Origin of the sequence: Micrococcus sp. HMSC067E09 (assembly GCF_001812555.1) — a bacterium.
Classification (GTDB): Bacteria; Actinomycetota; Actinomycetes; order Actinomycetales; family Micrococcaceae; genus Micrococcus; species Micrococcus lylae.
In genome coordinates, this window is the sequence record NZ_KV809408.1 from 94,775 (window position 1) to 112,712 (window position 17,938).

19 protein-coding genes are annotated in these 17,938 nt (G+C 70.4%); 8 read left to right on the forward strand and 11 right to left on the reverse strand.

The features are described 5' to 3' along the window. Positions 1 to 72: 72 nt before the first annotated feature. From HMPREF2863_RS00935 to HMPREF2863_RS00955, 5 genes are all read right to left on the reverse strand, one after another. Positions 73 to 1,545, reverse strand: a complete 1,473-nt coding sequence (locus tag HMPREF2863_RS00935) for an aldehyde dehydrogenase family protein (protein WP_070637282.1) — start codon at positions 1,543 to 1,545, stop codon at positions 73 to 75. Positions 1,546 to 1,842: 297 nt separating this feature from the next. After that, positions 1,843 to 2,484, reverse strand: coding sequence for a CbiQ family ECF transporter T component (locus HMPREF2863_RS00940; RefSeq protein WP_070637289.1), 642 nt, complete (start codon positions 2,482 to 2,484; stop codon positions 1,843 to 1,845). Next, positions 2,481 to 3,290 carry an energy-coupling factor ABC transporter ATP-binding protein gene (locus HMPREF2863_RS00945; RefSeq protein WP_067191555.1) on the reverse strand — a complete coding sequence of 270 codons (810 nt, stop codon included), beginning with the start codon at positions 3,288 to 3,290 and terminating at the stop codon, positions 2,481 to 2,483. The genes HMPREF2863_RS00940 and HMPREF2863_RS00945 overlap by 4 nt, the downstream gene beginning before the upstream one ends. A 14-nt stretch (positions 3,291 to 3,304) precedes the next feature. Next, positions 3,305 to 3,928, reverse strand: coding sequence for a biotin transporter BioY (locus tag HMPREF2863_RS00950; RefSeq protein ID WP_070637291.1), 624 nt, complete (start codon positions 3,926 to 3,928; stop codon positions 3,305 to 3,307). A 180-nt stretch (positions 3,929 to 4,108) separates the two neighbouring features. Continuing rightward, positions 4,109 to 4,921, reverse strand: a complete 813-nt coding sequence (locus tag HMPREF2863_RS00955; RefSeq protein WP_083315134.1) for an alpha/beta hydrolase family protein — start codon at positions 4,919 to 4,921, stop codon at positions 4,109 to 4,111. Between the two features lie 58 nt (positions 4,922 to 4,979). Between HMPREF2863_RS00955 and HMPREF2863_RS00960 the strand changes: the two genes are divergently transcribed. The 3 genes from HMPREF2863_RS00960 (at position 4,980) to HMPREF2863_RS00970 (ending at position 7,593) form a co-directional block, all read left to right on the forward strand. Next, on the forward strand, positions 4,980 to 5,735 hold the full coding sequence (locus HMPREF2863_RS00960; protein ID WP_070637293.1) for a class I SAM-dependent methyltransferase: 756 nt from the start codon (positions 4,980 to 4,982) through the stop codon (positions 5,733 to 5,735). 367 nt (positions 5,736 to 6,102) lie between these two features. Continuing rightward, positions 6,103 to 6,525, forward strand: a complete 423-nt coding sequence (locus tag HMPREF2863_RS00965; RefSeq protein WP_141756330.1) for a hypothetical protein — start codon at positions 6,103 to 6,105, stop codon at positions 6,523 to 6,525. 3 nt (positions 6,526 to 6,528) lie between these two features. After that, entirely contained in the window at positions 6,529 to 7,593 is a 1,065-nt protein-coding gene (locus HMPREF2863_RS00970) for a hypothetical protein (RefSeq protein WP_070637296.1), read from the forward strand. On the opposite strand, the gene HMPREF2863_RS00975 is transcribed toward HMPREF2863_RS00970, so the two are convergent. Together HMPREF2863_RS00975 and HMPREF2863_RS00980 are read right to left on the reverse strand one after the other, a co-directional pair. Beyond that, a complete protein-coding gene (locus HMPREF2863_RS00975) occupies positions 7,559 to 8,161 on the reverse strand; it encodes a PIN domain-containing protein (RefSeq protein WP_070637298.1) in 603 nt (200 codons plus the stop codon). The genes HMPREF2863_RS00970 and HMPREF2863_RS00975 overlap by 35 nt on opposite strands. After that, positions 8,158 to 8,658, reverse strand: coding sequence for a helix-turn-helix domain-containing protein (locus HMPREF2863_RS00980; protein WP_168165745.1), 501 nt, complete (start codon positions 8,656 to 8,658; stop codon positions 8,158 to 8,160). The genes HMPREF2863_RS00975 and HMPREF2863_RS00980 overlap by 4 nt, the downstream gene beginning before the upstream one ends. Positions 8,659 to 8,756: 98 nt before the next feature. On the opposite strand from HMPREF2863_RS00980, the gene HMPREF2863_RS00985 reads away from it, so the two are divergent. The 3 genes from HMPREF2863_RS00985 to HMPREF2863_RS00995 all read left to right on the forward strand — a co-directional run bounded on the left by HMPREF2863_RS00985 (position 8,757) and on the right by HMPREF2863_RS00995 (position 10,680). After that, positions 8,757 to 9,005, forward strand: coding sequence for a VOC family protein (locus HMPREF2863_RS00985; protein WP_070637302.1), 249 nt, complete (start codon positions 8,757 to 8,759; stop codon positions 9,003 to 9,005). Between the two features lie 646 nt (positions 9,006 to 9,651). Then, entirely contained in the window at positions 9,652 to 10,176 is a 525-nt protein-coding gene (locus HMPREF2863_RS00990) for a GNAT family N-acetyltransferase (protein ID WP_070637304.1), read from the forward strand. A gap of 9 nt (positions 10,177 to 10,185) precedes the next feature. Next, a complete protein-coding gene (locus HMPREF2863_RS00995) occupies positions 10,186 to 10,680 on the forward strand; it encodes a GNAT family N-acetyltransferase (RefSeq protein WP_070637308.1) in 495 nt (164 codons plus the stop codon). 556 nt (positions 10,681 to 11,236) lie between these two features. On the opposite strand, the gene HMPREF2863_RS01000 is transcribed toward HMPREF2863_RS00995, so the two are convergent. Continuing rightward, a complete protein-coding gene (locus tag HMPREF2863_RS01000; protein WP_070637310.1) occupies positions 11,237 to 12,940 on the reverse strand; it encodes a YncE family protein in 1,704 nt (567 codons plus the stop codon). 307 nt (positions 12,941 to 13,247) lie between these two features. Here HMPREF2863_RS01000 and HMPREF2863_RS01005 point away from each other — a divergent pair, with 307 nt between their 5' ends. Further along, positions 13,248 to 13,814 (forward strand): DUF421 domain-containing protein, encoded by a 567-nt coding sequence (locus tag HMPREF2863_RS01005; protein ID WP_070637312.1) that lies wholly within the window; start codon positions 13,248 to 13,250, stop codon positions 13,812 to 13,814. A gap of 182 nt (positions 13,815 to 13,996) precedes the next feature. On the opposite strand, the gene HMPREF2863_RS01010 is transcribed toward HMPREF2863_RS01005, so the two are convergent. The 3 genes from HMPREF2863_RS01010 to HMPREF2863_RS01020 form a co-directional block, all read right to left on the reverse strand. After that, a complete protein-coding gene (locus HMPREF2863_RS01010) occupies positions 13,997 to 14,659 on the reverse strand; it encodes a 3-oxoacid CoA-transferase subunit B (protein ID WP_070637314.1) in 663 nt (220 codons plus the stop codon). A 15-nt stretch (positions 14,660 to 14,674) separates the two neighbouring features. Then, on the reverse strand, positions 14,675 to 15,382 hold the full coding sequence (locus HMPREF2863_RS01015; protein ID WP_067191564.1) for a 3-oxoacid CoA-transferase subunit A: 708 nt from the start codon (positions 15,380 to 15,382) through the stop codon (positions 14,675 to 14,677). 178 nt (positions 15,383 to 15,560) lie between these two features. Next, entirely contained in the window at positions 15,561 to 16,937 is a 1,377-nt protein-coding gene (locus HMPREF2863_RS01020; RefSeq protein ID WP_083315130.1) for an MFS transporter, read from the reverse strand. Positions 16,938 to 17,023: 86 nt separating this feature from the next. Here HMPREF2863_RS01020 and HMPREF2863_RS01025 point away from each other — a divergent pair, with 86 nt between their 5' ends. Further along, complete coding sequence (locus HMPREF2863_RS01025; protein ID WP_141756331.1) at positions 17,024 to 17,896, forward strand: IclR family transcriptional regulator domain-containing protein; 873 nt, start codon at positions 17,024 to 17,026, stop codon at positions 17,894 to 17,896. Positions 17,897 to 17,938: the final 42 nt, after the last annotated feature.

Here is a 17,938-nt window from a genome sequence, read left to right on the forward strand (position 1 = left end):
CCCACACACGTCACGCGCATACCGTCTCGGAAGCCAGTGGTGAGCGCACTCAGGAGCCAGTGGTGAGCGCACTCAGACCAGACGCGTGATGCCCACGGTATGGGCGGTGGTGAACTCCTCGATCGCCCATTCGCCGTTGAAGCGGCCCAGGCCGGAGTTGCGGGCCCCGCCGAAGGCCACATGGGCCTCGTCCTGGACCGTCATCTCGTTGATGAAGCTCATGCCTGCTTCCAGGCCACCTGCGAACTTCAGGCCGCGGTCCAGGTCCTGGGTGAACACGGACGAGGACAGACCGAACTCGTGGTTGTTCGCCAGATCCAGGGCATGCGCCTCATCGCGTGCCTTCATCACCACCGTCATGGGCCCGAAGATCTCCTCGCGGGCGATCTCCATCTCTGGGGTGACGTCGACCCACAGGTGCGGCGGCACCACGCGCCCCTCGATCTCACCCGAGACCACCGCACGCGCACCGTCTGCCCGGGCCGACGCGATCTTCTTCTGCAGAGTCTCCAGCTGCTGGTCGTTCACCACCGGACCGACCAGCACCTCCGGGTCACGGGGATCCCCGAAGGGAACCGACTTCACGGCCTCCTCGTAGCGGCCGAGGAAGTCGTCGTAGACCTTCTCCTCCACGATCACGCGCTGCACGGACATGCAGATCTGTCCCGAATGCAGGTAGCCGCCGGTGACGGCCTGTTCCACGGCGGCGTCCAGGTCCGCATCGTCCAGCACCACCAGCGGGGCGTTGCCGCCCAGCTCCAGGGCGACCTTCTTGATGTGGTCGCCCTGGACGGCGTTCGCACCGACTTGCTTGCCCACCGGGGTGGAGCCGGTGAAGGAGATCAGGCGCGGGACGGGGTGTGTGACGAACGCGTCGCCGATCTCCGAACCGGCACCCACGACTACTGAGAGGACGCCCGCGGGCAGCCCCGCTTCCTCGAAGATCCTGGCGATGATCGTGCCGCCGGTGACCGGAGTGTCCGAGGCCGGCTTGATCACCACGGCGTTGCCCAGGGCCAGGGCCGGCGCCACCGACCGCTGTGACAGGTGCAGCGGGAAGTTCCACGGCGAGATCACACCGACCACTCCGACCGGATTGCGGTACACCCGCATCTCCCGGTTCGGCGTGTTGGACGGATGGATGGTGCCGTGCACGCGGGTGGGGAAGGACGCGGCCTCCTCGGTGATGCCGACGGCGAGGCTGACCTCGATGTTCGCCTTGATCACGGTCGACCCGGACTCCTTCACGAGCCAGTCGACGATCTCGTCTCGGCGATCCTCCAGGATCTGTGCGGCACGGCGCATCACGGCTGCGCGTTCGGCAGGCGAGGTGCCAGCCCATTCCTTCTGTGCATCGGCGGCCGCTCGGTACGCCTCGTCCAGGTCCTCGACGGTGGCGAGCGCGAACTCCGCGACCAGCTCGTCATCGAAGGGATTCACGTCCGGGGCGCGTCCCCCGGCGGATCCGTCACGCCAATGGCCTGCGATGTACTGCCGGTCGACCGGCCGTTCCGCGAAGGTTGCCTGAGTCTTGCTCTCCGTCATGGGATTCCTGCCTCCAGTGTGTGCCTGCGGTGATGTGAAGCACTACGGACATTTCCAGACGGCGGGGACGAGGTCCAGGGGCGTCCGATACCTCCATCCCTCCGGATCTTCACCACTCGCGGATCTTCACCACTCGATCCGATTCTCATCACCCCTCGCATGATGACTTTCGTATCGAGTGATGAAAAACGGCGAGGCTCCGGCGGCCGCCCCGCCCCCGACTCAGCCAGACACCCCCACTCAGCCAGAGGCCCCGCCCCCGGCTCAGCCAGACGCCCCGGCCCCGGCCACCTCGCGTCACTCCACCCCGCGGGCGGCGAGGGCGTCGCCCACGTCGTCGGCGTGCCTGAGCGAGAGCACCAGCAGCGGCAGGATCCACGCCCACGGCGCCATCGTCACCCCGCGGGAGGCCTGCGCCTGCCGCACCTGCGTGGCCAGCTGCGTCAGGTGCCCCACAGCACTGAGCACCAGTCCCATGGCCAGCCCGACCCGCTCCGGCCGCACCCCACGCGCCGCCAGCCACGGACCGACACGGGGGATCCGCAGCACCGGACCCAGCAGCCCCTCGGCCACGGCCACCATGGCGGTCACCGGCGTGGTGCGGGTCAGCAGCTGCGCGCACAGCACGATCCCCATCACGCGCCCGACCGCCACCAGCGCCTCGCCCCACGGCATCAGCCACACCTGAAACGCCAGCAGCACCGCATAGAACAGCCACATCCCACGCAGGTCCGTGCCCTGCAGCCGTACACCGCGGCCGGGACCGAACGCGACGAGGAACCCCACCGCCACCGCCGCGAGCAGCACCAGGACGGGGATGGCCAACACCTGCAGCGGCGTGAGCATCAGCGCCAAGGACAGCACCGCCAGCGCGAGCAGCTTCAGCCCGGCCGGGCAGCGGTGCAGCCACGAGTCGCCGGGAACGTAGAGGGAGATCATCGCGGCTGCCCCGCGGCCTCCCCCGCGAACTCCTGATCAAGGAACCGCTCGTACTCCCCCACCACCTGTGCGGCGGGCCCGTGGGCACGAAGGCGCCCGTCATGGATCCAGACGGCCTCGTCGCAGTCGCGGGCCAGCTCCAGATCGTGCGTCACCAGCAGCAGCTGGAACCGGCCGCGCCCGGCCCCGCCGAGGAGCCTGTCGGCCACGATCCTCCGGTGCCGTCCGTCCAGCAGCGAGGTCGGCTCGTCCGCGATCACCACCTGCGGTTGCCCAACCATCACCGAGCACATCGCAAGCCGCTGCGCCTGCCCGGAGGACAGGGACAGGCACGGCCGGTCCGCCAGCTCGGTGAGCCGGTGCTCGGCCAGCGCTGCCTCGACCCGCCCGGCGACCTCGTCCTTGGCGAGCTTCCGCCCGGCATCGTCCCGCAGCGCCTTGACGGTCAGCTCCACGTCCTCCCGGACGGTCGGCATGATCGACTGCGCGGCCGGGTTGGCGAACACCATCCCCAGGATCCGCCGCAGCGCCTTCACGTCCTGCTCGGCGTCCACCCCGTGCACCGTCACCGTCCCGGACGCGGCCGGCACCAGCGCGGCGATCGCCCGCGCCAGCGTCGACTTGCCGGATCCGTTCTCCCCGATCACCGCCGTGCGCGCCGCGGACAGCGTCACCGTCACGTCCTCCAGCAGGACCGCGTCCTGCCCGGCCCCGGGGGCCGTCACCGTCAGGTGGTCCACGACGACGGCGCGGTCACCTCCGGAGGGTGGGGCGCCGTCGTCGGGAAGGAGGGGGTGAGGGGTCACGGAGGTGAGCGTACTCAACGCAGTGCGCGTGGGTAGGCCTTCGCGAGGCCCACGACGAGGAGGGTGGCGAGGGCGGCCTTGAGGGCGTCGCCGGGGAGGAAGGCGACGTTGCCGAGGGCGGCGGCGTCCAACGGGACACCGGTGATCAGGGAGACGCCGGGGATGCCGAACGCGTAGATCACCACGATGCCGCCGAGCACGCATGCGACCGCCGCGGCGAGGGCGAGGCGGCCGGTGCGGTCGGTGCGGCCGCGGAGCGCGCGGAACACCAGGCCGACCACGAAGGCGCCGAAGACCCAGCCGATCAGGTAGCCGACCGTCGGGCCGGCGAAGACGCCGAGGCCGCCCTTGCCGCCGGCGAGCAGCGGCAGGCCCATCGCGACGAGGGCGTGCAGCAGCAGCACCGACGCCGCACCGGCCCACGGGCCGAGGACCAGGCCGGCGAGCATGACGCCGAGGGTCTGCAGGGTGATGGGGACGGCGATGCCCGGCACCGGGATGCCCGGCATGACGCCGAGCACCGCGATCAGCGCCGTCATGACCGCGATGCGCGCCAGCTGGGGGCCGGCGGAACGGGACGCGGGGCGCTGGGCGCGCGGAGCGTCGGTGGAAGCCGGGGACGTGACGGTCGAGGCCATGGGCATCTCCTGGGGAAGACTCGAGTGATGCACGGCGTTCAGTGAACACCGTTCAGGGAGTGTACATCAGGTGTGCGGGGCGGGTGGCTCTCGCCGACCCAGAGACTTCGGCCGGTTCCGGCGGGCGTGAAGCAGCCGATCCTTCTGGCTCGACGGGGTGGTGCGGGCCCCGAGTCCGGCCTAGCCGAGCCGCTCCACCATCCGGTCCAGGATCTGCTCCCACTGCGACTCGTCCGGGACGTGACTCATGCCATCGAACTCCATGAGCTCGGCGTCCGCCACGGCCTCAGCCATCCGCCGGCCGTGGCCCGGCGGCGTCATGGTGTCCTCCGTCCCGAGGGCGATCAGCATCGGATGCCCCAGCCGCTCCGCATGCGTGATGGGTGAGCAGCCGACCCACTGGTGCTCCTGCAGGGTGGCGTCGAAGTAGCGGCGCACCCCGCCGTACGCGGTGCCCCGGTAGAAGTCCCGCAGGTCGCAGGGCGCGCTCACGGAGACGAAGCCGAGCAGGCTCCCCGGCTCCTGCGCGGCGGAGGCCAGCGCACCCATGACGCCTCCCATCGAGAAGCCGAGCAGCACCACGCCGGACACCCCCGCACGGCCGCGCACCCAGTCCAGGACCCGGCCGACGTCCTTCGGCGCGCTGATGCCGTAGTCGTCCCTGCCGGTGGAGCCGGGCCAGCCGCGCAAAGACAGGCTCACCGCGTGCAGGCCGTGCTCCCGCACCTGCCGGGCCACCGGCGCCATCACGGAGGCGTCCTCGCCCCACCCGTGGAGCAGCAGGACCGCCGGCGCCTCCCCCTCGCACCACCAGGCGTAGCCGCCGAGCCGCACGTCCTCCAACTCGAGGAGGAACCTCTCGGCGTCGGGCAGGTCCGGAAGGCCGCCGGCCGCAGCGTCCGCGGATGTCTCAGCAGGCGCCTCCGCCGCCACGTCCGCACCCGCACCCGCACCCACGTTCGCTGCCTTCGTCCTGCTCGTCTCGCCGCTCATGCCGCCATGCTCTCGGCCGCACCGCACCAGGGCAAGTCGCGCCCGCTATCCTGCACCCATGCCCCACTCCCCCGGCGACACCAACCGCCGCACCTATGACGACCCGGCCGTCGCCGCCGGCTACGACGCCCAGAACCCGGACGGGCCCGACCACGACTTCTTCCGCCGTCTCGCCGAGGAGACCGGAGCCAGGCGGATCGTGGACCTCGGCTGCGGCACGGGGCTCCTCACGGTGACGCTCGCAGGGAGTGGACGGGCCGTCGTCGGGATCGATCCGGCCGAGGCGATGCTCGCGGTCGCCCGGGCACGTCCCGGCGCTGACGCGGTCCGATGGCTGCGCGGCACCGCCGAGCTGATCGAGCCGGCCTCCGCGGACCTGGCGATCATGAGCGGCAACGTGGCCATGCACCTCATCGGCGACGACTGGCACCGCGCCCTCCGCCGCATCGCCGCCGGCCTCGCCCCCGGCGGCCGCCTCGCCTTCGAGACCCGCAACCCGGCCCTCCGCGCGTGGGAGGGCTGGAACGCCGAGCCCACCGAGACCACGACGACGGCCGCTCGCCTGATCGAATCAGAGGTCACCTCTGCCCCGGATCGCCAGGGTGTGGTGGTGCACCGGTGGCGGCAGGAGGACCTGGACACCGGGGCGGTGCACGAGGGCGAGGAGCACCTGCAGTTCCGGTCCGCCGCGCAGGTGCGGGCCGACCTGGAGGTCGCCGGGCTGACGGTGGAGCGGATCTCCGGCGGCTGGCAGCGGCAGGAGTTCGACGAGTCGCGCGATGCGTTGATGGTCGTGGAGGCCGTGCGCGTCTGAGCCCCGCCCCCATGCACCGACGTACCCCACGCCCCCACGCCGAACCAGAGACTTCGGCTGCTTCCGGCGACCGCGAAGTGACCGATCCTTCTGGTTCGACGGCGCGGTGCCGTGCCCGGCGCGCGGAGGGAAACGCGAAAAGTCATCACTCACGCGGATTCTCATTACCAGAGGAGTGATGACTTTCCGTTCGAGTGATGAGGAATCGCGGCGCGATGTCCCCTGCGAGCGGCGAGGACGAGTCCGGCCGGTTCCGCGGAGGGGCGGCACGTCTGGCGAGGGGCGTCGAAAGTCGCAGGTCTGCCGGTGACGACGCGCGACGAATGGCGGTGCTGCGCGGCTCCAGGGATTTCTAGACTCAGTGTCCATGGAGACCATCGACGCCACCGCGAAGGCTGATGCGGCCGAGGCCGATCCGGCAGAGACCAAGCCTGAGCCCGCCCCGGCGAAGAAGGCCTCCGAGCCGGAGCGCACCGGCCTGCAGTCATGGGCCTACGCCGCGGCAGCCGTCGCCTACCTGATCGTTCCCTTCCTCCTCGGCACCGCCCTGCCCGCCGCGACCGCCACCACGGCCCTGCTGACCCTGCTGCCCTTCGCCGCCCTGCTGCTCGGCCTGGCCGACGGCCTCGCCTTCCGCACGACCTGGGCGTTCCCGATCCTCACGACGATCCTCTGCTTCATCGGCCTGCGTATCTACACGAACGACGGCACCTGGATCTACGCGCTCGGCGTCCTCGCCCTGACCCGCGTCGGCACCGCCCTCGGCGGCCGCCGCCGGACCAAGGGCTGAACCGTGGAGGTCTGGACCCTCGACCACCCCGAGCACGGACTCCTCGAGCTGCGCCAGGGCTTCGACGCCGAGTTCCTCGCCGAGGACCCGGACTGGCCGCGCCCGATGTCCGCCGGGCAGGACGCCCGGTCCCAGGACTCCCAGCCGGACGCGTCCGGCCAGGACGCACCCAGACAGAACGCAGCCCCCCACGGCGAGGGCACGCTCGAGGCGGGCCGCCACGACGAGGCGAGCGAGCCGTCGTCGGGAAGCGGGACACGGAAGATCCACGGCGAGCGCGCACCCCTGGACGCCTCCTACGCCCGGCGCGTGCGGGCGCGGATGAAGAACCCGCCGCTGCGGCTGCAGGTGCGGATCGACGGCGCGGTCACCGGCCGCTACCCGCGCACCGGCGTGGACGAGATTCGACTGAAGAATCCGCGCAAGGACGAGGACGGATGGTCCACGTACGGCTCCGACGTCGGATCGAACGCTCGGAGACTGAAGATCCAGTCGAGCATGCTGGGCGACATCCTCTCCGTGCAGCTGCGCGAGGACTCCTCCGTGGTCGAGTTCGACCCGCCCGCCGGCTCGCGCGGCGCGAAGCGGCAGGCCGCCATGGAGGCCAGCAGCGTGAAACGGATCCTGTACCCGCTGATGGGCGGACTCGGGAAGGCCGGCCTGGCGATCGTCTTCCTCGTGGTGTTACCGCTGCTGGCCCAGCTGCTGCCGGACATCGAGCTGGATCTGCCCGAGTTCCGCATGCCCCAGATCCACCTGCCCGTGCCGGTGTTCCCTCAGATCCACCTGCCGGTGCCGCACCTTCCTGAGTGGAACATCGACTTCCCGCCGCTGCCCGGCTGGCTCGTGACCATCCTCGAGTACGACCAGGTGTGGAAGCCGGTCCTGATCGGTCTGGTGATCGGCGTCATCGCGGTCCGGAACCACCGCAAGTCCCAGCGGCAGAAGGCCGAGTGGGCGGCGAAGAAGCAGGCGCCGGCCGAGGAGATTCCGACGGAGGACGGACAGGCCGAGGACGAGGCGTCGCCCGCAGTCAGCCCCAGGCCTGAGAAGACCGCAGTCGGATGAGAGCGGTCACGTCCTCGAGCCCGTAGAGACGATCGAGGGAATCCAGGATCTGCTCCACGGGCTGCGCCGCATGCAGACGGCCCGAGCGACTCGAGATCTGCCGCACCGCCTCGGCTCCGAGATCCGGCCTGTCCTCGACGACCTCAAGAAGGAACTCGCGGGCGGTCCCGACCCGTATCCCACTGGGCACTCGGCCGAGTGGGAAGTCTCGGAGATTCTCCGTGACGATCCACTCCGCCCTGCCGACCACCGCCGCGGCGAGCACGTGCTCGTCGTCGAAGTCCGGGAGCCGGAAGGAGCCTTCGAGCCTCTCCCACCCCGTGACGATGCAGTCGGCGAATGCCGCACGCATCTGTGCGACGAGAAACGCCGCTCGTTGTTGCGCTTCCACCTCGTCGCACACGTGGCGTTCCCGGAGCTTGAGCTCCTCGTGGACCTCGAGTTCGCAGAGAACACCCTCGCTGAGAAGCGGTTCGAAGGCTCCTTCCACAGCGAGCGACAGCAGGAAGTCGCGCTGGAGGCTCGGCCACAGGACACACGTGTCGAGGAGAGCCCTGCGAACAGTCACGACGATGACGCCGCCCGGCGGCGCCGTCCCGCCTCTGCCTTCGCCCTCCTCAGGCGGTCGGCCACCAGCTCGGCAGGCTCATCCGGTTCTCCTTCGGCCGACCCGAGAGTGCCCAGCGCCTCCCGACGTTGCTGGGTACGCGCGTCCCTGTAGGCGAGCACGTCCTCCAGGCTGACGCGTCGATGTGTGCCCGGGCGCTCGCAGGTGAGGTGACCGTCGTCGATCAGCTTCACCACCGTCGGCCGGCTGACCCCCAGGAGGTCCGCAGCCTGCTGTGTCGACACCGTCGAACTCCTCGGGACGATCGTCACCGCCTCGCCGCGCCGGAACGCATCCGTCACCCGCATCAGCACCCGACGCAGCTCGGGATCGAGCTCCACACGATCAGAGCCGACCGCACCGACCACGTGGAACCCCGCCTGCTGGGCCGTCAGCATGCGGAACAACTCGTCGGCCGAGTCCCTCGAGCCGAAGAACGTGTCCCCGCCGGACTCCACGGCAACCATGAAGACCCCCTGTTTTCGTTTCTTTCGTTTGCCTCATTCAGGCTAGGCCTGGCCGCTTCGTCAGGTCAATGCCCACATAGGCTGGTCGCATGCGCATCCACCACGTCCAGATCTCCATGCCTGCAGGTCAGGAGGACGAGGCCCGTCGGTTCTACGCCGACGCCCTCGGCCTCACCGAGGTCCAGAAGCCGCCGTCGCTGGCCGGTCGAGGCGGCTGCTGGTTCCGCGGCTTCGAACCGTCCTGGACGGAACGCGACACCTTCGAGGGCATGGTCCGCTTCCGCTGCCGGGACGGCTTCGGCAACCGCATCGAGGTCATGACGCCGGCGGTCGCCTGAGACGTCCTGATGGTTCGCAAGACCTGGCACTGGCCCGCCCCGCAACGCGGGTCCTCCACCTGGCGAGCCGTCGCAGCCTCTGTTGCCGACGGACGTCACCTCCTGCACGGGTCACGCACTCCCGGGCTGACGGTGATCGATCCCCGCGCCCCCCTCGACCGCAGCCCTGATGCCTATTCGAAGCAGACGGCCGTCTTCGCCACGGAAGACCCCACATGGGCCATCAGCTATGCAGTGCGCTCGAAAGACTGCCCACAGTTCCTGAACGCGTGCTTCTATCCAGGAGCCGAGGCAGGAACCACGGCTCAACGGCGCCTCTTCTATTCATATGGACGTCGACCAGACGGCTCCGTCCCGGTCTCCCCTGGCACGGTCTATGTCCTCGATGCCGCCGGGTTCGAACGACAGCCTCCCGAACATGATCCCGCCGTGGGTTCGACGGTGACGGAATGCCAATGGACCAGCCTGCGGCCCGCACGGGTGGTTGCAGCGTTCACGGTCACCCCGGACGACCTCCCGACACCGTTGCCGAGCCATGACACGGCTTCTGTGGATGCGCGAGCCCATGAGGGGCCCGCCGCGTTCCCCTGGGGAGCGCCTGACCGCCCCTGAGCTTCGTCATGCCCCCACGCCGTAGGCTCAATCCATGTCCATTGGCCTTCGCCCGACCTCACCGAGTGATGCAGTCGCACTCAGCACGCTGCTTGCTGACGAACGAGGCCACCTTGCGCCGTGGGAGCCGGTCCGTCCTGTCGAATGGTTCACCGAAGCCGGACAGCGAGCGCGCCTTGAGCAGGCCGAGTCCGATCGAGCCGAGGACAGGTCGTACGCCTTCCTGATCGTCGATCACGGAACACCGATCGGTCAGCCCACCCTCGCCAGCGTGGTTCGAGGTGCCGGACAGTTCTGTTCGCTCGGGTTCTGGGTGGCTGAGAAGAGGACGGGCTGCGGCGTGGCCTCCGTTGCCGTCGAACCAGGCGTGCAGTTCGCGTTCGGCAACATCGGCCTGCATCGCGTCCAGGCCGAGACGCTGGTGCACAACATCGCGTCGCGCCGTGTTCTCGCCAAGACCGGATTCGAGGAGATCGGCCTGGCACCCGAATTCCTCATGATCGCGAGCACGTGGCAGGACCATGTCCTCCATCAGCGCCTCAACCCACACTGGGCATAGGAGCACCCCATGACCTCCCAGATCTGCCTCCGGCCCCTCCGCGTGGACCACGCCGACGAGATGGCCCGCGTCCTCGCCGACCCAGGGCTCTACACCTTCACCGGCGGCGAACCGCCCACGGCGGAGGCCCTCACCGAACAGTACGGCTTCCAGGTGCGCGGCTGGTCCCCGGACCGCTCGGAACGCTGGATCAACGCCCTCATCGTCCTCGGCTCCACCGGCGAGGCGGTCGGCTATGTCCAGGCCACGGTCCCCCAGGACGGCGGGCCCGCGGAGGTCGCCTGGGTGGTCGGCGCCCCCTGGCAGGGCCGTGGCTTCGCGACGACGGCTGCTCGCCTCCTCCTGGCACGCCTCGCCGGCCTGGGCGTGCGAGGGGTGATCGCGCACATCCACCCGGACCACGCCGCGTCGAACGCCGTGGCGCGACGCTGCGGGATGCGGCCGACCGACCAGGTGGTGGACGGCGAGGTGCGCTGGGAGGGTCCGGTGGCAGGCGGCGGCTGAGAGCGTCCGGTGGTGGGTGACGGCTGAGCGCGGCCGGTGGTGGGTGACGGCTAAGAGCGGCCGGTGGTGGGTCGCCACCCGGCGGAGCGCCGCCCTGCGCTGTACCGCCCGGCCCTGCCCTGCGCTGTGCTTGCCGTCGGTGCGCTTCGTTCCGATTCGGAGCCTGCGAGAGGTGCTCCGAATCGGAACGAGGGCTCAATGGCGGAGGCTCCGGAACGCTCGATCCGATCGGGAGCATGCCAGACGTGCTCCGGATCAGAACGAAGGCTGCGTCGGATCGGCACAGAGGCATCGGGGAGACGGGGCGAGGGAGCGCGAGCCACATGGAGATCCGGGGATGCTCCTCGGCGGCGCAGGCGCGGGCGCAGACACAGTCACGCCGGGGCCGCGTCCCCACGACACGGCCCCGGCGCTCTCTGCGGCTCCAGCGGACGTCCCCACGACATCCGCCTGGAATCCCCCGGGCAGCCCATCCCCACAACGGCCCGCCAGAGGGAGTCTGGTCACCGGCGGCGGAGCAGCGTGCGCACCGCCGCCGGAACGTGTTCAGACTCGATCAGTGATCGTGACCGTGGTCCTCCTCGGAGTCGTGGTCATGGTCGTGATCGTGGTCCGAGTGACCGTGGTCATGCCCTTCGTCATCGCCGTGGTCATGGCCGTCATGGTCACCGTGCTCGTGGCCGTCCTCGCCGTGGTCATAACCCTCGTGGTCGTGGTCATCCTCACCGTGGTCGTGGCCCTCGTGGTCGTGGCCATCCTCGCCGTGGTCGTGGTCGTGGCCGTGATCGTCGCCCTCGGAGGAGGCCGGGGCCTCGGGGGCACCGGTCACGACGGCCATCTCGGTCACCGGGCCGTCGAGCGCGAACTCGTCGACCTTCTCGCCCTTCACCAGGTCGATCACCACGAGCTTGTTGTTCTCCGCGTCGGTCACGTAGGCGAAGTCACCGGCGGTCTTGAGGATCGGGCCCGGCTCCTGCCAATCGTCCTTCTCCTCCCACTCGCCGATGGCGTCGATCTTCTTGACGACCTCGCCGGACTCCTCGTCGATCACGTTGAGCTTGCCGTCGTAGGTCAGGACGACGCCCTCGCCCTCCGGGCCGCGGGCCAGGGATCGGAACCAGTAGGAGGACCCCAGGTCCACGACCTTCATGGAGTCGTTGACCGAGTCGATGAGCGCGACCTTGGTGGTCCGCTCGACGGCTTCCTTCGGCTCCTTCTCCACCTTGTAGTCGCCCAGCACGATCGAGGAGTCGTCAGATCCGGCCAGGTTGCCGGAGCGCTGGAACTCCAGGCCCGGGTCGATCTTGTGGAACTCGCCGTCGCGGTAGACGATCGGGCCGTTCTCACAGCCGAGCACCACCACGTCCTTGCCGTCCTGCTGCTGGGCGGCAGCCTCGCCGTGGACGCCCGGGCAGTCCTCGGTCTTGGCGATCTCCTTGCCCTCGCGGTCCACGACCTTCACGGTGTGGCGCTCGTCCTCGTTGCCCTCCGTGGTCAGGACGCTGCCGTCGGCCAGCTCCAGGGCCACGCCGTGGTGTGCCGCATCCGTCGTCATGTCCTCGGTGACCGGGGTCAGGTCCGGGGTGGCCTTGTCCAAGTCGTCCGAGATGAAGGTGTTGATGGAGCCGGTGCCGTCGGCGAAGAGGTTGGTCTTGCCGTTGTGCGTCACAACGTGGCCGGCATGGTCGCCGGGGAACACGACGCCGGTCATGCCGGGCTCGGACTCGTAGTTGTGGAAGTGATCCCCGTGCGCCTGCTTCTTGATGCCGGTGGAGAAGACCTCCCAGCCCTTCTCCGTGATCACCATGATGTCCTTGCCGTTGCCGGCATTGGACAGGCGCTTGAAGCCGGCCAGTGCCTGCTCCTTGAGCACGTCGCCGGTCTCGGCGTCCAGGAGGGTCAGGCCCTCGTCGTCGGACAGGAGGATGCGCGGCTTCACGGTCGCAACCTCCTTGGCCGCGGTCGGGTCCACCCAGTCCGCCTCGTCCACAGAGGATGCGGCGGCGACGTCGTCGCCCGCCCCCTCGCCGTCCTTCGACTCCTCGGCGCCCTTCGAGCCCGAGGCCTCGGCGCCCTGCGACGCAGACTGGGAGGCCGAGGCGGTCGCGTCGGCGTCAGAGGCGTCGTCACCGCCGGCGCAGGCGGACAGCGCGAGGGCGGCCGCGGCCATGGTGGCGGCGAATGCGGAGAAGGACTTCAGGCGGTGCGTGGGGGCGACCACCGCGGAGGACAGGGTGTGAAGGTGCGAAGACTTGGTCATGGCTCTCAACTGTAAACGCTATTGCGTAGCGTTCGCAATATAGGCTCTGACCAGACCGTTTCCTACACGACGACGCACCGGAACCCGACGTTCTCCCGCACGAAAGCACCTCCGGACTCGACGTTTTCCCGAACGAAAGCGCCTGGAGGCGTCTGGGGAGCCGCACGGCCTCGCGGGCGACCACCACGCAGCACCCGACCACCGGCGCAGTAGCGTGGACGAGCCGGGGTGAGCGGCCGTCGTCGTGAAGCCCTCCCCCACCCACCGCGGGCCGCCGGCCCGCCCCGAACCGAGCCGAGGAGCACCGATGACACCGCCGCAGGGATGGGGTCCCGCACTGACCGAGTCGCTGGGGATCGAGCCGTGGCGGATCCCGATCGTGGTGGCGACCGCCGTGATCGTCTACCTGGCGTTCCTGCTCCTGCTGCGCGTGTTCGGCGCGCGTCTGCTCACCGGCCTGTCCGCATTCGACACGATCGTGGTGATCATGTTCGGCGCCGTGGCCGGGCGCGTGATCCTCGGCCACCCGCCGACGCTCGCCACCGGACTGATCGGTCTGCTGACGCTGGTGCTGCTGGAGGTGGTCTTCGGGGCGCTCGCCGCCACCGCCCGTGGGCGGCGGGCCATCGCTGGACGGGCGCGGGTGATCGTGGCGCACGGCCGCGTGCTCGAGCCCGCCCGCCGCAGGGCACACGTCAACCGCTCCGAGCTGCTCTCCGCCCTCCGGCGGGCCGGGGTGAGCTCCATGGACCAGGTCGCGTGCGTGGTGATGGAGTCCAGCGGCCACCTGTCCGTGATCCGCGTCGGCCAGCCGATCGACCCGGAGCTGCTGGACGGGGTGCTCGGCGCGGACGAGGTGCTCGGCCGGGGCTGACAGGGCGCCGGGGCTGACGGGGCACCGGGGCTGACAGGGCGCCGGGGCTGACGCCGAGCCAGAAGAAACGGCCCCTTCCCAGGTCCGGGAAGGGGCCGTTTCTTCTGGCTCGGAGCAGGGGCGGCCTGGTTCGGGGCAGGGGCGGCCTGGTTCGGAGCAGGGGCAGCGCCGCGCCAGCCCCCTCAGACCCGCTCGAACCGCACGCCCGGGTGGGCCTGCTCGAGCTCCTCCCAGGTGATGCCGTGCAGCTGCCGCACCTTCACCACGCCGGTCTCGTCCAGCAGGAACACGCCGCGGTCCGCGTAGATGCGGGAGACGCAGCCGACGCCGGTGAGCGGGAAGGTGCACTCGGGCAGCAGCTTGGCCTGCCCCTTCTTGGTGAACAGGTCCATCATCACGTAGGTGTCCTTCGCGCCGATCGCCAGGTCCATGGCCCCGCCGACGGCCGGGATCGCCCCGGGCTTGCCGGTGGACCAGTTCGCGAGGTCACCGGTCGCGGACACCTGGTAGGCGCCGAGCACGCAGACGTCCAGGTGGCCGCCGCGCATCATGGCGAAGGAGTCGGCGTGGTGGAAGTAGGCGGCACCGGGCAGCTCGGTGACGGGGATCTTGCCGGCGTTGATGAGGTCCGGGTCCACGTCCTCGCCGTGGGCCTGCGGGCCGAAGCCGAGCATGCCGTTCTCCGTGTGGAGGGTGACGTGCTTGTCCTCCTCCAGGTAGTCGGAGACGGTGGTCGGCTGCCCGATGCCGAGGTTCACGTAGGAGCCCGGCGCGATGTCGTCCGCGATGGTCTTCGCCAGCTGCTGCTGGTCCAGCGGGGTGTCGGTCTGGATGAACTCGCCCATTGCTTCCTCGTCCTCTCAGTTCTTCCCGACGACGGCGCTCGCCCGCCGCTGCATCTCACCGGAGACCGTGGGCACCGTCACGACGACGTCCGTGTAGATGCCGGGGGTGACCACGACCTCGGGGTCGAGCGGGGTCTCGAGGACCTCGTCGACCTGCACGATCGTGTGCCGCGCGGCGGCCGCCATGACGGGGCCGAAGTTGCGGGCGGTCTTGCGGTAGACGAGGTTGCCCCACGGGTCCGCGGCGTAGGCCTTGATCAGGGCGACGTCCCCGTGGATGGGCGACTCGAGCACGTAGTGCTTCCCGTCGATCTCGCGGACCTCCTTGCCCTCGGCCAGCGCGGTGCCGTACCCGGTGGGTGTGAAGAACCCGCCGATCCCCGCACCGGCGGCGCGGAGGCGCTCGGCGAGGTTGCCCTGCGGGACGAGCTCCAGCTCGATCTCGCCGGCCCGGTAGGCCTCGTCGAAGTGCCACGAGTCGGACTGGCGAGGGAACGAGCAGATGATCTTGGCCACGCGTCGCTCCTTGATCAGCAGCGCGAGGCCCGCGTCGGCCTGGCCGGCGTTGTTGTTGACCACGGTGAGGTCCGTGGCGCCGGAGTCCATCAGGGCGTCGATCAGCTCCATCGGCTGGCCGGCGTTGCCGAAGCCGCCGATCAGCACGGTCGCGCCGTCGGTGATCTCGGAGACGGCCCGGGCGGCCGTGTCCACGAAGCGGGTCATGGAGATTCCTTCGTCTCTCGCCGGCGGCGGCCGGCGGTGCAGGTGAGGTGTCCCGACGACGGGCTCGGCCGTCGTCGTTCCCTCTCACGGTAGGCGGATGCGGGCGGAAGGCAAACAGACGTTTGCAGGGCGAACAACGGGGGCCGAAGGCCCTTCCGTGTCCGTCACGAGACGACCGTCAGGCGCGGCGCACGGTGGTGAAGCCGGCGGCCGCGATGCCGCCGAGCAGACCCGCGGCCGCGAACGCGAAGAAGCCCCACGGATAGGCGATCCCGGCAGTCAGCAGCGCACCGCCCATCAGCGGGCCGGAGATCGCGCCGACCCGGCCCACGCCGGCAGACATGCCCAACGCGGTGCCGCGGACCTGCGGCGGATAGTTCGAGGCGCAGAACGCGTAGACCAGGTTCTGGGCGGAGAACACGAACATGCCGGTCACGAAGACCACCGCGTAGATGCCCACCAGCGGCAGCTTCACCACCAGGGCGCACAGCAGCAGCGCCGAGCCGAGGAACCAGATGATCGCGGCATTGCGCGGCGTGATGCGGTCGCCCACCCGGCCGGAGACGACCAGGCCCGCCACCGCGCCGGCGTTGAGCACGAGCAGGAAGCCGAGGGCGTTGCCGAGGTCGTAGTCCGCTGCCCGCATGATCTGCGGCAGCCAGGAGTTCAGGCCGTACACGAGCATCAGCCCCATGAAGGACGCGATCCACACCAGCACGGTGTTGCGGCGGTACACGCCGGTCAGCAGCAGGGCCGCACCGGAGCGCTCCTGGCCCGAAGCCTGCTCCGGGTGCGCGTCCCCGTACGGGCGCTGCTGGGCCTCCGCCTCATGGGCGTCCAGGCCGTAGTGCGCGGCCAGCACGCGGGCGTCCTCCGGGCGTCCGACGGCGTTCAGGTAGGCCGGGGACTCCGGCAGGTAGCGCAGCATCAGCGGCAGCAGCACCAGTGCCGGGGCGCCGCCGAGCCAGAAGAGGATGCGCCAGCCGTCCGTGGTCTGGGCCGCAGCCCAGAGCGCCAGCAGCGAGGTGATCACGGCGCCCACGTGGTAGCCGGTCATCACCATGGTGGTGGCGTTGGCGCTGCGCCCCCGGCGGGCGAACTCGGTGACCATCGAGATGGCCGTGGGCAGGCACCCGCCGAGGCCGAGGCCGGCGACGAAGCGCAGGACGCCGATCTGCCAGGCCTCGGTGGCGAAGCCGGTGACGAAGGTCAGCACGGAGAAGGTCAGCACGGCGGCCATCAGCAGGCGGCGGCGGCCGAGCCGGTCGGTCAGCCAGCCCATGGCGAGCGCGCCGATGGTCATGCCGATCAGCGAGGAGGTCAGCAGCCAGGTGCCGTTGGCGTTGGTGACGTTCATCGTCGGGTCGTCCGTGAGCTTCGGCATGGCGGCGCCGAGCACCACGGCGTCGAAGCCGTCCAGCAGCACGGCGATCCAGCAGAGCGGGGCCACCCAGCCCCGGCCGCGGAGGATCAGACGGCCACCGCCGTCGGCACCTTCTGCGAGGGGTGTCGAACGCGCCTCGTCCTGGGGCGAGGTCACTGATGTTGACGGCATCTCCGCCTCCTTCACAGGGTCTGAGCGACGCCCCGGGCGGATGTCGCGCAGATCACACCGTATGCCTCGCCCCGTGAATCGCAAACATGAGTTTGCAGTGCGCACAGATCGGCTACGGTGACGCCATGGAGACGACGACCGACCCGGCCCGCGAGGCCTCGGGGCACCCGCACCGGAACGAGTTCGTCCAGGCCCTGGCGACGGGTCTGGGCGTGCTGCGCGCATTCACGCCTGAGCGTCCGGCGCTGACGCTCACGGACGCCGCCGAGGCGACGGGGATCTCACGGGCCTCGGCGCGGCGGATGCTGCTGACGCTGGTGCACCTGGGCTACGCCGTGCAGGTGGGACGCACGTTCGAGCTGACGCCGAAGGTGCTGGAGCTGGGACGCGGCTACTGGACCGGCCGGAGCAGGTCCGAGGTGCTGCGCCCCGTGCTGACGCGGGCCTCACAGCGGCTGCAGCAGTCCTGCTCGGCCGGGATCCTGGACGGAGCCCACCTGATGTACATCGCACGGGTGCACACCGAGCGGATCCTCCGCGTGAACCTGGACGTGGGCACGAGACTGCCGGCCTTCAACACCTCCATGGGGCGGGTGCTGTTGGCCGGCCTCGAGGACGCCGCCGTACGACGGGTGCTCGAGGGTTCCCCGCGGACCCCTACCACCGAGCTGACGCGGACCGGCGTGGAGCAGCTGCTGGCCGAGGTCGGCCGGGTGCGGGAGCAGGGGTACGCGGTGGTGGCCGGCGAGCTGGACCGGAACCTGGCCTCCGTGGCCGTTCCGGTGCGAGACGGCGGCGGCCGCGTGACGGTCGCCCTGAACACGGCACTGTCCACGGCGCCGGGGCAACTGGGGGCGGAGTTCTCCGCAGACGAGTTGGAGGGGGCCGTCTCCCGCGCCGTCCCCGTGTTGCAGGAGGCGGCGCGGGAGGCCGAGGCGGCCCTGGCCCTGGCGCACTGAGGCTGCGGCCGCGGGGCGGGGCCGCTGGGGCGGCCGCGGGGC

Excerpts from the sequence above, each read along its gene's own strand:
- HMPREF2863_RS00935 (WP_070637282.1), bottom strand. The coding sequence starts at position 1,545 with ATGACGGAGAGCAAGACTCAGGCAACCTTCGCGGAACGGCCGGTCGAC.
- HMPREF2863_RS00940 (WP_070637289.1), bottom strand. The coding sequence starts at position 2,484 with ATGATCTCCCTCTACGTTCCCGGCGACTCGTGGCTGCACCGCTGCCCG.
- HMPREF2863_RS00950 (WP_070637291.1), bottom strand. The coding sequence starts at position 3,928 with ATGGCCTCGACCGTCACGTCCCCGGCTTCCACCGACGCTCCGCGCGCC.
- HMPREF2863_RS00955 (WP_083315134.1), bottom strand. The coding sequence starts at position 4,921 with ATGAGCGGCGAGACGAGCAGGACGAAGGCAGCGAACGTGGGTGCGGGT.
- HMPREF2863_RS00960 (WP_070637293.1), top strand. The coding sequence starts at position 4,980 with ATGCCCCACTCCCCCGGCGACACCAACCGCCGCACCTATGACGACCCG.
- HMPREF2863_RS00965 (WP_141756330.1), top strand. The coding sequence starts at position 6,103 with ATGGAGACCATCGACGCCACCGCGAAGGCTGATGCGGCCGAGGCCGAT.
- HMPREF2863_RS00985 (WP_070637302.1), top strand. The coding sequence starts at position 8,757 with ATGCGCATCCACCACGTCCAGATCTCCATGCCTGCAGGTCAGGAGGAC.
- HMPREF2863_RS00990 (WP_070637304.1), top strand. The coding sequence starts at position 9,652 with ATGTCCATTGGCCTTCGCCCGACCTCACCGAGTGATGCAGTCGCACTC.
- HMPREF2863_RS00995 (WP_070637308.1), top strand. The coding sequence starts at position 10,186 with ATGACCTCCCAGATCTGCCTCCGGCCCCTCCGCGTGGACCACGCCGAC.
- HMPREF2863_RS01000 (WP_070637310.1), bottom strand. The coding sequence starts at position 12,940 with ATGACCAAGTCTTCGCACCTTCACACCCTGTCCTCCGCGGTGGTCGCC.
- HMPREF2863_RS01005 (WP_070637312.1), top strand. The coding sequence starts at position 13,248 with ATGACACCGCCGCAGGGATGGGGTCCCGCACTGACCGAGTCGCTGGGG.
- HMPREF2863_RS01010 (WP_070637314.1), bottom strand. The coding sequence starts at position 14,659 with ATGGGCGAGTTCATCCAGACCGACACCCCGCTGGACCAGCAGCAGCTG.
- HMPREF2863_RS01015 (WP_067191564.1), bottom strand. The coding sequence starts at position 15,382 with ATGACCCGCTTCGTGGACACGGCCGCCCGGGCCGTCTCCGAGATCACC.
- HMPREF2863_RS01020 (WP_083315130.1), bottom strand. The coding sequence starts at position 16,937 with ATGCCGTCAACATCAGTGACCTCGCCCCAGGACGAGGCGCGTTCGACA.
- HMPREF2863_RS01025 (WP_141756331.1), top strand. The coding sequence starts at position 17,024 with ATGAGTTTGCAGTGCGCACAGATCGGCTACGGTGACGCCATGGAGACG.